Genomic DNA, 15,038 nt, shown 5'->3' on the forward strand with positions numbered 1-15,038 from the left:
TGATCTTACCCTTCTAAAGCGCCGCCACAACTGCTGCCTTGGCCTGCCGTACAGCCGTAGCAATGCTCTGCCACCCAAATCGGCTGCTGAACAAAATCCTGTGTGAGTAGGTCTTTTAGGTGAGGCCTGCCTTGAGCGCCCTCTACGGGAATAGCTTTTCCTAATTGCTGGTTGAAATCACAGTCATACAAGTAGCCCAGGTAGTCCACGCTGACCATGGTTTTACACATCACCGTTTTAAGGTTTGCGGCGGCGAAGTTGTGTTTCAACAAGGTGAGATAGTCATCAAACTGCCCCTTAGAAATCAGCATGCTGCCAAAGCGCTGAATGGGCATATTGGTTATCGTGAACAGCTCGTTAAAGACAATACCAAACTGCTCGAAGAGCTCCCGCTTATAGTCTTGTTCAAGCTTTTTCTGGCTGGGCGGAAGCACAGGGCCCTGCGGGTTATAGACGAGACTAAGCTGTAAGGGACTATTTGCCTGGCCGTAGCCCAACGCATTCAGACGTTGAAGCGCCTCGATACTTAATTCAAAAACACCTTTACCGCGTTGCTTGTCGACATTCTCTGCCGAATAGCACGGCAGTGAGGCCACCACATCAACACCTTGCTCAGCCAGAAACTCAGCCAAGCCCTCATAGCCCGGCTCAAACAATATAGTCAGGTTGCAGCGGTCGATCACTTTTACGCCCAGCGCCCGTGCAGCAATAACCAGTCGGCGGAAGGCAGGATTCATTTCCGGTGCACCACCTGTGAGATCCAGTATTTGGATGTTTCTTTTTTCCATGACCTCAATGGCGAGATCAATGAGCTCATCACTCATGAGCTCTTTGCGCGTCGGACCTGCGTTAACGTGGCAATGTACACAGGATTGATTGCAGAGATACCCAAGGTTCATTTGCAGCGTCGTTAAAGACTGGCGGCGAATAGCGGGAAAGTCCGTTGCTTCGAGCAAGGCTAGGGTAGGCAGCATGAGGCGAATCCTGTGAGCGTGTAGTTCTTAGACTTCACATCTTGCGCTTTGTTACAGGGGAGAACAATTATTCGCTTTCTATCTCAACAAACGACGAAAGCGCTTCTATCTCGGCAATTTTCTTTAGTCGCTTGATGCGCTGGAATTGCGCTGCTGCTTCTGGATAGTGCGTCGCTGTCATGGCCAACCATTGCTTATAGCGTCCAACCAAGCCGTTTTCGGTACCGACTAATTTCCGCAGAAAGTGCAACTGCCAGTTATTGATTTCATCCCAAGGCATGGCCTTGAGGTGTGGCTGCTTTAGCCGCGCAACCAGATCGGGCTCAGACACCGCACTGCGTCCGACCATAAACGTATCGCATCCAGTGGCCTCCCTACAGGTCTGCAAAGCAGGCAAGGAGGAGATATCGCCATTTGCGATGATTTCCCACTCTGGGTAGCTCGATTTAACTTGGCCGATGGCTTCCCAATTAACAGGTGGGCGATATCCCTGGGCTTTAGTGCGAGCATGGATGGTCAACCAGTTCGCACCCGCTTCATAGATGGCGCTGGCGTTATCCATAAGCTCATCGGTGGAGTCTATACCTAGGCGCATTTTTGCCGTGACCGGGATGTGCTCAGGCACAGCCTTACGCACGCTACGGACAATGTCATGCAACACGCGGCTATCCACCAACAAGCTTGCGCCCCCACCATGGCGGTTAACGGTTTTCGCCGGGCATCCAAAATTTAGATCAATGGCGGGCGCGCCCAACTCAACTGCCCGTTTCGCGTTCTCTGCCAGCATTTCAGCGTTGCTTCCCAGCAGCTGGAAATGCACGGGCGTCCCATTGGCAGTTAGCCCATCACTCATCAACTCAGGGCAGTGTTTATAAAAAACGGCATTAGGTAAGACCCTGTCAGTGACGCGCAGGAACTCTGTAACACACCAGTCATAGGGGCTGAGCTGTGTGAGGACATGTCGCATGGTGAAGTCTGTCAGACCCTCCATGGGCGCGAGCACGATTCTAGTCATAAATGCAGAAAGGGGGCCTTTCGGACCCCCTCCCATTCAAAGTTCCACGTGGAACAATCACATTTTTGCCGTTAGACGTCTAAGTTAGAAACTAAGAGCGCATTTTTCTCAATGAACTCACGACGCGGCTCAACAGCGTCGCCCATTAGGGTCGTGAACATTTGATCGGCACCAATGGCGTCGTCAATGGTGACGCGCAACATGCGGCGGGATTCCGGATCCATTGTGGTTTCCCACAGTTGATCCGGGTTCATTTCACCGAGACCTTTGTAACGCTGAATGCCAAGACCACGCTTGGACTCCTGCATTAGCCACTCGAACGCTTGCTTGAAGGTATCAACCTTCATTTGACGCTCTCCACGCTTAATCACAGCCCCGGGCTCAATCAGACCTTCTAATGCGCGTGCAAGCGCATCGACCTGACGGTATTCCGATGAGCTAAAGAAGTCATAGCGCAGCGGGTAGCTATACGGCACGCCATGCGCCATGAGCTCAACCTGCGGGAAGAACCGCTGATGTTCTGGATCATCAACGGTTTGCACCAAGAAGCGCTGGCTAGGGTCCGCTGCCATGTTGAGGGACGCCTGTAAGCGCTGACCCCACACGGTTACCGCTTCAGCGGAAGATAGCTCTGCCGGCAATAGGGTTGGCAGCTTAAGCAGCTGTTCCAAAAGCAGGCTAGGGTAGCGACGCTTAAGTCTGTCTTGCAGTACGCAAAATTCGCGGTACTGATTAATGAGTGCTTCAAGAGCCAGCCCAGCCACAGCAGGCGCTTCTGGATTCACACGCAATTCCGCGCCATCCAGCGCAACAGAGGTCAGATAAACCTCCATCGCATCGTCATCTTTCAGATACTGCTCTTGCTTGCCTTTTTTGACCTTGTAGAGCGGTGGCTGCGCAATATAGATATAGCCGCGCTCAATGATTTCAGGCATCTGACGGAAGAAGAAGGTCAGTAGCAAGGTACGAATATGGGAGCCGTCAACGTCCGCGTCGGTCATGATGATGACTTTGTGATAACGCAGCTTGTCCGGATTATATTCATCGCGACCAATGCCGCAGCCCAAGGCAGTAATCAGCGTCCCAACTTCTTGAGATGACAACATCTTATCGAAGCGAGCCTTCTCAACGTTCAGGATCTTGCCCTTCAAAGGCAGGATGGCCTGCATCTTGCGATTTCGACCCTGCTTTGCAGAGCCACCAGCAGAGTCTCCCTCCACCAAGTACAGTTCGGACAGCGCGGGATCTTTCTCTTGGCAGTCGGCCAACTTCCCTGGCAGCCCAGCAATATCTAACGCACCCTTACGGCGCGTCATTTCACGAGCCTTTCTGGCCGCTTCACGTGCGCGTGCGGCATCAAGAATCTTCCCGACAATGGTTTTACCCGCCGCAGGATTTTCTAACAGAAACTCTTCGAACTTCTCATTCATCACAGAAGCAACGGCGTTGCTTACTTCGGAAGAAACCAGCTTATCTTTGGTCTGGCTGGAGAATTTAGGATCAGGCACTTTAACTGACACAATGGCGGTTAAGCCTTCGCGCATGTCTTCGCCCACCGTAACGACCTTTTCTTTCTTGAGCAGCCCTTCTTTTTCAACATAGTTATTCAGCGTACGCGTTAGTGCTGTCCTGAAGCCCTGGAGATGGGTGCCACCATCGCGCTGTGGAATATTGTTGGTAAAGCAGTAGACCGATTCCTGATAGCTATCATTCCACTGAAGCGCTACCTCAACACCAATCCCGTTAGGCCCTTCGGACTGCGGAACCATAAAATGGAAGACGCTATTGATGGGTGACTTATTCGTATTCAAGTAGCCAACAAACGCCGCCAGGCCGCCTTCATACTCGAAAACTTCTTCTTTCTCATCGCGCTCATCCTTAAGCACAATACGAACGCCAGAGTTCAAAAAGGACAGTTCACGAAGGCGTTTAGCCAAAATGTCGTAGCTGTATTTGATGTTGGTAAAGGTTTCTTCGCTAGGGAAAAAACGGACTTCAGTGCCGCGACCCTGCGTTTTGCCAACTTCGCGCAGCGGGAACTCCGGCACACCGTGTCGGTAGGTCTGCTCGTATACCAAGCCATTACGCCTAACGGTCAAACGTAATTCTTTGGAGAGGGCGTTTACAACTGAAACACCTACGCCATGAAGGCCGCCAGAAACCTTATAGCTATTCTCATCGAATTTTCCGCCGGCATGGAGCACAGTCATAATGACTTCGGCTGCAGAAACACCTTCTTCTTCGTGAATATCGACTGGAATTCCGCGACCATTGTCGGTGACCGTAATCGATTCATCGGCGTGAATGATGACATTGACTTCAGTACAGTGACCTGCCAAGGCCTCATCAATCGCGTTGTCTACGACTTCAAACACCATATGGTGCAGACCGGTGCCGTCATCTGTATCGCCAATGTACATACCAGGGCGTTTACGAACAGCGTCTAGCCCGCGTAAAACTTTAATACTGGACGAGTCGTAAGTGGATTCTTCTGTCATTTTATTGCTCCTGGCACATCAATTTTGGACCGGACTTACGGCGCCATGTTCCACATGAAACATTTTGGTCTCCCCCAAGGGAAGCGTCATTTCTAGTTGTTTCTTGTCGATGCTCGTAAAAAAGGACTGCACCGACATGGCCCCTACAAATTCAGCGATATGTAACCTGGCTGCAGTATCCAGTTCGGATGAAAGATCATCAAATAAAAAAACTGGTTGAACAGCGCAATTACTCTGCAGCCACTGGCTTAAAACCAACTTCACGAGGCAGGCACAAAGCTTTAGTTGCCCCCTAGAAAGTCGTTCATCAGCCGCCGTTCCATGCGATCTAATCTTTAAGTCCGCACGATGAGGCCCGTATACCGTGAATCCTCTTTCGCGGTCTTTACTCCGAGATGCCTCAAGCAGGTCAGAGTAATCCAACGTTTCTTCCCAGCCAGCATAGTACGAAACGGTTAAGTCGCTGGCAGGGAGGTATTGGGACAACACGCGCTCTAGCTCGGGCAGCAGCTGAGTTGCAAGCGCTCGTCTTTGGCAGCTCAATTCATTCGCAGCAGCCGCAAGCTCAAGCTCCCAAACTTTTAATTCAGGAATCGAAATTTTAGCAGATTTAAGCAGAGAATTCCGTTGTGCCAGGGCGCGCTTTGCACGAGACCAAACAGCTAAAAATTCTGGTTCCACGTGAAACACGCCCCAGTCTAAAAGCTGCCTACGCGCCAAGGACGGCCCAGAAATCAACAACAATGACTCTGGGTCAAACAGCTGAAGGGGAAGATGCTGGGCTAACTCAGAGAGGGCGCTAGCGTTATGGCCATTAACTCTCGCCTCCGTAATGCCAGCAGAACGCTTTAGGACGCCTAGCCGAGACCCATTGGCAAGCTCAGCAAACACCGTGGCAACGTCATGACCATCTTGAACAATACGACGAGCTCGCTGGGTTCGAAAAGATCGTCCCAAGCCTAAAACAAAAATCGCCTCCAATAGAGACGATTTTCCAGACCCGTTTTCACCATAAATCAAATTAAACCGTGAGCCTGGCTCAATAGAAACATGTTCAAGATTTCTTAACTGAACAACATCCAGCTTGGCCAAGCTCACGGTTTAAACGTCACGATTACAACCGCATGGGCATAACAACATAGAGCGCATCAGCCTGTTCATCATCGTTGTCTTGAATCAGTGCCGAGCTATTGGTGTCGCCCAAAATTGCTTTGGTGTAAGCCCCATTCAAAGCATTCAATACATCAAGAACGTAGCCCACATTGAAGCCAATCTCTAAGTCCTTACCGTTGTACTCGACTTGGATTTCTTCTTCGGCTTCTTCCTGATCCGGATTAGTAGCCAGAATTTTTAACTGATCGCCAGCAATCTGTAATCGAACACCACGGAATTTCTCATTACACAAAATAGCAGCACGCTGGAGTGAAGACTTAAGCTCTTCACGACCCGCCACCAAAATACGGTCTCCACCCTTAGGCAGTACACGCTCATAGTCAGGGAAGCGACCATCGATTAATTTCGAGGTAAACGTGACCGCACCAACGGTGACACGAAGATGGTTGCTGCCCAAAGTCAGTGTGACTTCCGAATCATCATCGGAAAGCAAGCGCGCAAGCTCTTGAATACCTTTTCTAGGCACAATAACTTGTGTCTTTTCAGATACTTGTCCAGAAATTGGTGCGTCGCAGAGGGCCAAACGATGGCCATCGGTAGCGACCACACGCAAACGTCCTTCTGTAACTTCAAACAACATGCCGTTCAGGTAATAACGCACATCTTGCTGGGCCATGGCAAAAGACGTCTTATCGATCAGGCGCTTGAGCGACTTTTGCGACAGTGTCATGGTTAACGAGCCGGACAGAGTGTCGTCCAAATTCGGAAAGTCATTGGCTGGCAAGGTGGAAAGGGTGTAGCGACTCTTTCCAGATCTGAGCAACAGGCGCGCACCATCCAAGGAGAGCTCTACAGTCGCTGTGGAGGGCAGGGCACGGCAAATATCTAACAGTTTGCGACAAGGCACGGTAATACGGCCATCACTTGCGTCCGAAGTAAGCTCATGGCGAGCAACCAACTCCACTTCAAGATCGGTACCTGTCATAGCCAACTGACCAGACTCAACCACCATCAAGACATTGGAAAGCACTTGCAGCGTTTGTCGTTTTTCAACGACGCCTGAAACTTGTTGCAGGGGTTTAAGTAACTGATCACGTGTCATCGACAATTTCATCGTCATTTTCCTAAATCAAGCCTGCAGCAGGCGTAGCAAATTGTTGTAATCTTCGTCGAATTGGGGCTCATCTGCTCTCAACTCGCGTACTTTTTCACATGCATGAATCACGGTGCTGTGATCCCGACCATCAAAAGCCAACCCAATTTCAGGATAACTGTTCTGCGTGAGCTCACGCGAAAGCGCCATCGCCATTTGACGCGGTCTAGCAAAACCGCGATTGCGCTTTTTCCCCGTCAGCTCACGCAAGTTGATTCGATAGTATTCAGCAACCACACGCTGGATATTGTCGATATTAAACTGCCTAGCGCGCACAAGCAGCAGGTCACGCAGCGCTTCTTTAACTAAATCTAAAGTGACGGGAAGTCCGCGAAAACGAGCTGTGGCGATGACCTTATTCAAGGCGCCCTCAAGCTCTCGCACATTACCCTGAACATGCTCAGCAATAAAATGGGCTGACTCAACGGGCAGGCCCATACCAATGGAGCCTGACTTTTTCAGCAGGATCGCTACACGGGTTTCTTTATCCGGCGGATCCACTTGTATAGACAAGCCCCAAGAAAATCTGGATTTGAGGCGATCATCCATATTATTGATTTCTTTAGGAATTCTGTCAGAAGTCATGATGATCTGACGCGATTCCTGAAGCAATGAATTGAAGGTATGAAAAAACTCGTCCTGAGTACTTTCCTTCTTAGCAAAAAATTGGATGTCGTCAATCAAAAGCGCATCTAGCGAGCGATACAGACGCTTGAAGTCATTCATCATATTGCGTTGCAAAGCTGTGATGAAGTCCCCAACAAACCGCTCCGATGTTAAGTACATGACACGAGCAGAAGGATTACGACGCAAAATCTCGTTGCCAACGGCATGCATTAAATGCGTTTTACCTAGGCCTGTAGGGCCATAGATAAATAAAGGATTGGAATGTGGTGCTCCAGGGTTGTCTGCGGCCTGCAAACAGCCAGCATGAGCAAGCTGAGCCCCCTTACCGGCAACAAAGTTGTCGAAGGTAAACAAGGGATTCAAGCTACTCGCAGGGCGCGGCAGAGGCTCAACCACAGGCTTAACTACAGCGGAGCCTGAAGCCCCTGAATTTGTCGGCGGGCGCGTCACAACGGAAGGAGCAGCGCGATCACCACGACTACCTACGCGAATCGCTACCGTCTCAATGCGGCCCGAACTGATATCCAGCACGAGCGCCTGGATACGCGCCAAAAACTTATCTTGAATGTGCTTAACAAAAAAGGGGTTAGGAGCAAGCAGAACAAGGCTATCCGGAGACTCATCCACTTGTAGGGGACGGATCCACATTTGAAAAAGATTGGACTGAAACTCACCTTCTAAAACAGAAAGCACTTGACCCCAAACACTGACTGACATCTAAAAATTATCCACAAGTTAAAGTGAGCGCTTATAAGCATCGTAGGGTAGCACGAGAATAATTATCCACAAGCTAAACCTTGCTGTAGATAAGATTGGTGATAACCAAGACAGCGGGCACAGTCAAAGATGTTAAAAAGTCCACACAATGAATTCATCCACATTTCCACACAGGGTTAAAGACGCCATACAAGGGCATAAAAAGACAACTTTTGATTCTTTTAAGTAATTGTTTTTATTAGTAATAAATGACTTATCAACAAAAACAGTGGCAACCTATAACCATAACCAAAGCTCTTAAAATCTAAATATCTTTATATAAGAAGGTTGATCAACACGATCTGTTCATAAGTTTCACAACGATCAACAACTTAACTCGCTAAGATGTTTGACAAGGGGTACCGAAACGCCTAATATCGCGCACCTTTCCGCCCAGTCGGGCTTGAACAGATCGGATCACAGATCATGAAGCGTACTTTCCAACCAAGCACTATCAAACAAAAGCGTACTCACGGTTTCCGTGCACGCATGGCCACCAAAAACGGTCGCGCCGTTCTCGCACGTCGTCGTGCTAAAGGTCGCAAGCGTCTGACTGTCTGAGGCATTCCAGTCTGAGATCGTGACCGAACAGCGTTTTCCACCGACTGCTAGACTGCTAACACCAGCAGACTTCAAAGCGGTAATGGACAACGCTGTTTTCAAATCAAATCTCAATCAACTTTTATTGCTCGCAATACCATCTACGACTCAACGATCACGCATCGGATTCGTCATAGCGCGCAAAAAAGTAAAACGTGCCCTCGATAGAAATCGAATTAAGCGCGTGTGTCGAGATCACTTCAGACATCATCAAGCCGACTTTCCTGCGCTTGACATCGTCTACCTTGCCAGACAAAACCTCCAAACTCTCGACAATGCAGCCCTACGCACATTGCTCGACGATGGCTTTCGTCAACTAAAAAGAAAAGCCGAAAAACAGTTAAAGGTGGCAACGTGAAGTGGCCTTTTATCGCGTTAATTAAGTTTTATCGCTATTTCATCAGTCCTTTACTTCCACCTCGATGCCGTTTCGAACCCTCATGTTCAAGCTATTCACTTCAAGCGTTTCAGCAATGGCCCTGGTGGAAAGCAATTTATTTAACGCTACATCGCCTTGGAAGGTGTCACCCAGGGTGCTCAGGTGGGTATGATCCCGTACCTGAAAATCCTTCATCACTTCGGCAGGAACCGTAAAAATGGAAATCCGTCGCACACTGATCTTGGTCGCCTTAGCGATCGTCAGTTATTTTCTTTTTTTAAGCTGGCAGCGCGATTACGCCGTTCCTACGTCAAGCACTGCTTCAAGCTCAATGAGCAGCAGTCTCAATGCGCCGGCTCCAACGGTAACGAATGAAATTCCAACGGCTACAACGCCTGCAACCACGGACGTGCCAGTTGCCACAGTTCCGGTTGTCGAACCAGTCGTGGCGGTTGATACAGCGGAGCAAACGTCTGCCAATACATCCGCAATTAACGTAAAAACTGATGTGTTGAACTTACGGATTGATTTGAAGGGTGGCGACATCACTCAGGTAGCCTTACCTAAGTACACCAAAAAGGTAGACAGCACAGATGCGTTGGTACTTTTAGATCAAAGCCCTGAAAGAACGTATATTGCGCAAAGCGGTTTGATTAGCGTGGCAGGTCAACCGGGCGGTTTAGATGACCAGGCCGGTGGTCGACCCGTGTATAAAACAACGCAAACCGAGTTTTCACTTCCAGACGGTCAAGAGGCTCTGGAAGTTGCGTTAACCACGACCAATGAAGCAGGCGTTACTGTTCAGAAGATTTTCGAATTTAAACGTGGCGAATACCAAGTCAATGTTCGTTATGTGGTGAAAAACGAAGGTACACAACCTTGGACAGGCCTTATGTTTGGCCAGCTGAAGCGTGACAACAGTACGGATCCCAGTGCTGATACTCACTCCTTCGGCATGGTGACCTTCCTAGGTGGTGCTTGGTGGACCCCAGAGAAAACTTACAACAAAGTCGCCCTAAAAAACTTTGCCAAAGAACCACTGAACACTACCGTTACCGGGGGTTGGGTCGCCTTAGTTCAGCATTATTTTGTGGCCGCTTGGGTTCCTAACGCGAAAACGCAAAATGTGGTGTCTAGCCGTGTTTCATCCAATGGCAGTGAGAATTTTATTGGATTTACCTCGCCGGCGATTATGGTTAATCCAGGCGCTACAGGCGTTACAGAGGCCACGTTTTATGCCGGTCCTAAAATCCAAGATAAGTTGAAGGATATTTCCCCAGGCTTAGAACTCACCGTTGACTACGGCTGGTTGTGGCCTGTTGCTCAATTTCTATTCTGGTTGCTGAAATCGATTCATGGTTTCCTAGGCAACTGGGGTTGGTCCATTGTTGTCCTCACGATTATTGTTAAAGCTGCGTTCTTTCACCTGTCTGCCACGAGTTATCGCTCAATGGCCAACATGCGACGCGTGATGCCGGAAATGCAACGCATGAAAGAACAATTTGGCAGTGACAGAGCCAAACTGTCTCAAGCGATGATGGAGCTGTACAAAAAGGAAAAAATTAATCCGTTGGGTGGCTGCTTACCCATCTTGGTACAAATGCCCGTTTTCATTGCCTTGTACTGGACCTTGATGGAGTCTGTAGAGCTTCGTCATGCCGGTTGGATTTTGTGGATTAAGGATCTTTCACTGCTCGATCCGTACTACATCTTGCCATTGCTGATGGGCGTCACGATGTTCATTCAGCAATCGCTAAATCCTGCGCCTCAAGATCCTACGCAGGCAAAAATGATGAAGTTTATGCCGGTCATTTTCACGGTGTTCTTCCTCTGGTTCCCAGCGGGCTTGGTGCTGTACTGGCTTTCAAACAACCTTTTGTCGATTGCGCAGCAATGGGCAATTACGCGTCAAATTGAAAAAGCTGCAGCTAAGTCTAAGTAAACAGACTGGCGGACTATGGATACGATAGCCGCCATTGCAACGCCGCCCGGAAAAGGCGGCGTTGGCATCGTTCGTATTTCCGGGCCGAAAGCGCCTGAAATTGCAGCTAAACTGACACATAGTCTGAACTGGCCTATTTCCCCCCGTAACGCCATTTTCACCACTTTCAACAATCTTGAAGGCGAGCGCGTAGATCAAGGCATTTTGCTTTACTTCGCCGCACCACATTCCTTTACCGGTGAAAACGTTGTTGAGTTTCAGGCACATGGTGGCCCCATTGTGTTGGAATGGATTCTGCAATCCGCCGTTTCAGCGGGAGCACGACTGGCTAGACCGGGTGAGTTTTCTGAGCAAGCGTTCTTAAACGACAAAATGGATTTGGCGCAGATTGAGGCAGTTGCCGATCTTATTTCAGCGGCCAGTGAACAAGCGGCTCGTTCAGCGCTGATGTCCTTACAAGGGGTGTTTTCAGCGCGTATTGATGAACTACTGGAAAGCCTCATTTTGTTGCGTTTGCACATTGAAGCTGCAATTGATTTTCCGGAAGAAGAAATCGACTTTCTGGCAGATGGGGTTTTGCTAAAGCAACTTGTGGCGTTGATGGCTCAACTTGAAGTAGTGCTTAAAACGGCCGAACAAGGCGTAATACAGCAGGAAGGGATGCGTGTGGTTATTGCTGGCTTACCTAATGCGGGTAAATCCAGTTTATTAAATGCTTTAGCAGGCGAAGAAATTGCCATTGTAACGGACATTGCCGGCACAACACGCGATGTGTTACGTGAGCAAATTCAAATTGATGGCATGCCATTACACGTTATCGATACCGCAGGCTTACGTGAAAGTCCCGATGTTGTTGAACGTGAAGGTATACGCCGTGCGTTAGTAGAGATTGAAAAAGCTGATCAGGTTTTATTTGTTTGGGACTGTAGCCGTGAGGACAGTGATCCCATCGCCCAGCTCAAGCAATTTTTCCCTCACTGCCCTGAACGACTCACTCTAATTGCTAATAAGTGTGATGCCAGCGCTTGGCTTCCGGGTAAAAGGACGTATGAACTACACGGCCAAAACCATCCACTCATAGTAGTTTCTGCACGAGAAGGTGATGGCTTAATCGAACTTAAGCAACACTTGAAACAACTCATGGGCTATGAAGCAGAAGGCACGGGTCAATTTTCAGCCAGACGGCGACATGTGGATGCCCTGAAACGCGCTCAGCAAGCCTTAGACAACGCCGAAACGATGCTCAGATTGCACAGAGCAGGGGAGCTTGCTGCCGAGGATTTACGTATCGCGCAACAGTGTTTATCGGAGATCACTGGCGCGTTTAGCTCGGATGATCTGTTGGGCAAAATCTTTTCCTCGTTTTGCATCGGTAAGTAACTCAATTTTCCACTCATCGGATTTTTAGTAGCGAAATTCGACTAGAAATTGACCATATCCATAATTGGTACTATAGTACAAGTTGTGAGCCTGACCCAACCGGACTAGACTTAAAAAAAGGCTCAAGCAGGAGCAATAATGAACAAAAAGCAGCTAGGTATTGGCGCACTCGTTGTGGTCGCAGTCTTGGGGGTTTTTCAGGTAGCTACATTGCCACCTAAACCGTTTGAGGTGCCTGCGGTTCCAGAAACCATTCCGCTTCCTAAGCCTCCGGCGCTAACGGCCTACGATATGCCTTCGGGTAACGTGCCCGTGAGTAACGAGCCCTATTTTTCAACGTTCCGTAGCGTTTCTCTCGAAGACTTATCCGAGCGAAAACTGAGCACGGGCGTATATTCCGGCACTCCATACTGGAAGCAGCGCGAACAATGGTTCAAGGATCATTTCTACGACACCTTAGCCTCACGCAAAGTATGGAAAGAAGGAACATCCCCAGACACCCACAAACGCGGTGACCCCGTCACGTGGACGTCAGAACCTATTCCGCAATACGTTCCACCGCCCTGCACCGAAGCGCAACCAACCGGTTACGACGCTGAAGGCTGCCGTTATGTATTGCAGCTTTTTAAAGACGTAGAAGCGAAAGATCCCGCAAAAGCGACAGCTTTACGTGAGCAGGTACGTCGGGGCCGTGATGTTTGGTACAAGGGCACCTTCGGCAATCAAGATGAAAATTACCTGCTGCAATCGCGTGTGGTGGGTAAGGAAAATATGAACTACCCATGGCTGGATACGCGCACACGGCCGTATCGCTTTAGCAAATGGGGTTTGATCAATGACCCGGACTGTGTTCAGGGCGATGCTTCTACAAACTGGTACGACAAGTGCCAAGATCCGCATTCCTCTGGCGTTCTCGGTTACCGGAAATACTATGCTGACCCCATCAAAGATTCGTCAGGCAAGGTTGTCTACGACCCTAAAACGGCGCCCTATGATGCTAATGAAATTAAGCAAAATAAGCGCTTTGTTATCGGCCACCCTTGCGTACAGTGCCACGTAGGCTTTGATCCGACGAACACGCCAACAAACCCGAATCAACCTACGTGGGCTAACTTGAGTGCCACGATTGGTAACCAACATATCGTGCAGCCGGACGCCTTTTTTCATGGCGCCCCAACGAATAGTCCCGCGCGTCAAATCTTGAAAGGTGGACGCTTAGGCACGATTGATACGTCGCTCGTAGCCTCGGACTGGATGCACAACCCAGGCACGCAAAACAACATCATGGACTTCCATAACAAGCGGATGTTCTCGCATGAGATGAAGGATCCAGTAACAGGAAAAATCAGCACAGCAAATACGCGTCATGTCTTGAAAGGTGGTGAAGACAGCGTGGGCGAGCATCTGGCGCTAATTCGAGTCTATGTGAACATCGGTATGTGTACGGAAGAGTGCTGGACGCCGAACTTCCCGTACCCTGGTCGTCTCATTGGCCGTGGCACAAAGCAAAGCCCGATGCGAATTATGCAGTGCGCCGCAGAGTGTGATCCTTGGAACTATGCCGATGCCAAGATGGATGACCTAACCGCCTTCCTCATCACTGGCGGCCCAACCTACGTGATGGCGGCAAAGGATTCGACAGGCACGGGTAGTCAGTTTGTAGACACTAAGGTCGTACCAAAAGGTCGTCAGGTATTTGCTCGTGAATGTGCCGCTTGCCATAGTACGGTGATGGCGCCGGAAAATATTCGTAACGACAAGAATGCGCTGGGCAAGTTCTACGAAGGCCATATCTTCGGTAAAGAAGACTATTGGACGTTTGAGTACAGCGACGCTGAGCGCAACGATCCAAAATTCATCGCGCGCTTTATGGCGAAGGATGCAAAGGGCCAGCTTCGTCCTAAGCAATTCGCCGAAAAGGGTATTTTTGGTCAAGACTGGTTAGGCAATGACGAGCGCGTACCGTTCAACATTGTCGGCACGAATATGTGCCGTGCGCTGCACAATAACCACAATCAGGGCCATATCTGGGAAGAGTTCTCCTCGGAAACGTACAAGAAATCGCCTTCGCCTGGCTCAATACCCAATGTCTTGAATCGCATGATTCCGTTTATTGGCGGCACCAAACTGGGCGAGCGCAAAATAGAAGGTGGCCCTGGCTATCTGCGGAATATTTCCTTGCTGTCGGTTTGGGCTACCGCCCCGTTCCTGCACAACAACGCCGTGGGTGAGGTTACTTACTTACCAGATGGCTCGCCCGACTACACCCTGGCAGGACGTATTAAGCAGTTTGAAATGGCCTATGACGAGTTAATGACTTCGGATAACCCGAAAGACGCTGTCCATCGTCCGCAGAAGACACTGAAAACAACGGAAGATATGCATGTCACGCCACGGGAAGACATGCAGGGCTATCCTAAGATTCCGGTGAAGAAAGGGACGCCCGTTGCGAACTTCGCCTCACAAAATCCGCATAACGCGCTGTTTATGGGCTGTGATGATCCGGTGGAGAACAAAGGTCATCAGTTTGGCGTGAGCCTGTCGAAAGAAGACAAATACGCCCTACGTGAATTTCTGAAGATGATGTGATGTAGTTGAACG

At 49.5% G+C, this 15,038-nt stretch carries 12 protein-coding genes; 6 read left to right on the top strand and 6 right to left on the bottom strand.

Annotated features, from left to right (window positions below):
* Positions 1-5: 5 nt before the first annotated feature.
* The 6 genes from arsS to dnaA all read right to left on the bottom strand — a co-directional run bounded on the left by arsS (position 6) and on the right by dnaA (position 8,097).
* Positions 6-974, bottom strand: a complete 969-nt coding sequence (gene arsS, locus A8710_RS01735; RefSeq protein ID WP_068857701.1) for an arsenosugar biosynthesis radical SAM (seleno)protein ArsS — start codon at positions 972-974, stop codon at positions 6-8.
* Between the two features lie 67 nt (positions 975-1,041).
* A complete protein-coding gene (locus tag A8710_RS01740; protein ID WP_264753518.1) occupies positions 1,042-1,977 on the bottom strand; it encodes a tRNA dihydrouridine synthase in 936 nt (311 codons plus the stop codon).
* A gap of 83 nt (positions 1,978-2,060) precedes the next feature.
* Complete coding sequence (gene gyrB / locus A8710_RS01745; RefSeq protein WP_068857702.1) at positions 2,061-4,487, bottom strand: DNA topoisomerase (ATP-hydrolyzing) subunit B; 2,427 nt, start codon at positions 4,485-4,487, stop codon at positions 2,061-2,063.
* A gap of 18 nt (positions 4,488-4,505) precedes the next feature.
* Positions 4,506-5,585, bottom strand: coding sequence for a DNA replication/repair protein RecF (recF, locus tag A8710_RS01750; RefSeq protein WP_068857703.1), 1,080 nt, complete (start codon positions 5,583-5,585; stop codon positions 4,506-4,508).
* 16 nt (positions 5,586-5,601) lie between these two features.
* Positions 5,602-6,714 (bottom strand): DNA polymerase III subunit beta, encoded by a 1,113-nt coding sequence (gene dnaN, locus A8710_RS01755; RefSeq protein ID WP_068857704.1) that lies wholly within the window; start codon positions 6,712-6,714, stop codon positions 5,602-5,604.
* 15 nt (positions 6,715-6,729) lie between these two features.
* Complete coding sequence (dnaA, locus tag A8710_RS01760; protein ID WP_068857705.1) at positions 6,730-8,097, bottom strand: chromosomal replication initiator protein DnaA; 1,368 nt, start codon at positions 8,095-8,097, stop codon at positions 6,730-6,732.
* Positions 8,098-8,562: 465 nt separating this feature from the next.
* Between dnaA and rpmH the strand changes: the two genes are divergently transcribed.
* The 6 genes from rpmH (at position 8,563) to A8710_RS01780 (ending at position 15,026) form a co-directional block, all read left to right on the top strand.
* Positions 8,563-8,697 carry a 50S ribosomal protein L34 gene (gene rpmH, locus A8710_RS01765; RefSeq protein WP_068857706.1) on the top strand — a complete coding sequence of 45 codons (135 nt, stop codon included), beginning with the start codon at positions 8,563-8,565 and terminating at the stop codon, positions 8,695-8,697.
* 19 nt (positions 8,698-8,716) lie between these two features.
* Positions 8,717-9,094: a ribonuclease P protein component gene (rnpA, locus tag A8710_RS11975; RefSeq protein ID WP_082968591.1), complete on the top strand. Its 378-nt coding sequence runs from the start codon at positions 8,717-8,719 to the stop codon at positions 9,092-9,094.
* Positions 9,091-9,330: a membrane protein insertion efficiency factor YidD gene (gene yidD, locus A8710_RS11980; RefSeq protein WP_227512979.1), complete on the top strand. Its 240-nt coding sequence runs from the start codon at positions 9,091-9,093 to the stop codon at positions 9,328-9,330. The genes rnpA and yidD overlap by 4 nt, the downstream gene beginning before the upstream one ends.
* Positions 9,331-9,332: 2 nt before the next feature.
* A complete protein-coding gene (yidC, locus tag A8710_RS01770) occupies positions 9,333-11,057 on the top strand; it encodes a membrane protein insertase YidC (protein ID WP_068857707.1) in 1,725 nt (574 codons plus the stop codon).
* 15 nt (positions 11,058-11,072) lie between these two features.
* On the top strand, positions 11,073-12,437 hold the full coding sequence (mnmE, locus tag A8710_RS01775) for a tRNA uridine-5-carboxymethylaminomethyl(34) synthesis GTPase MnmE (RefSeq protein ID WP_068857708.1): 1,365 nt from the start codon (positions 11,073-11,075) through the stop codon (positions 12,435-12,437).
* 138 nt (positions 12,438-12,575) lie between these two features.
* A complete protein-coding gene (locus A8710_RS01780; RefSeq protein WP_068857709.1) occupies positions 12,576-15,026 on the top strand; it encodes a hypothetical protein in 2,451 nt (816 codons plus the stop codon).
* The last annotated feature ends 12 nt before the right edge of the window (positions 15,027-15,038 follow it).

The organism is Perlucidibaca aquatica (assembly GCF_001676655.1).
Classification (GTDB): domain Bacteria; phylum Pseudomonadota; class Gammaproteobacteria; order Pseudomonadales; family Moraxellaceae; genus Perlucidibaca; species Perlucidibaca aquatica.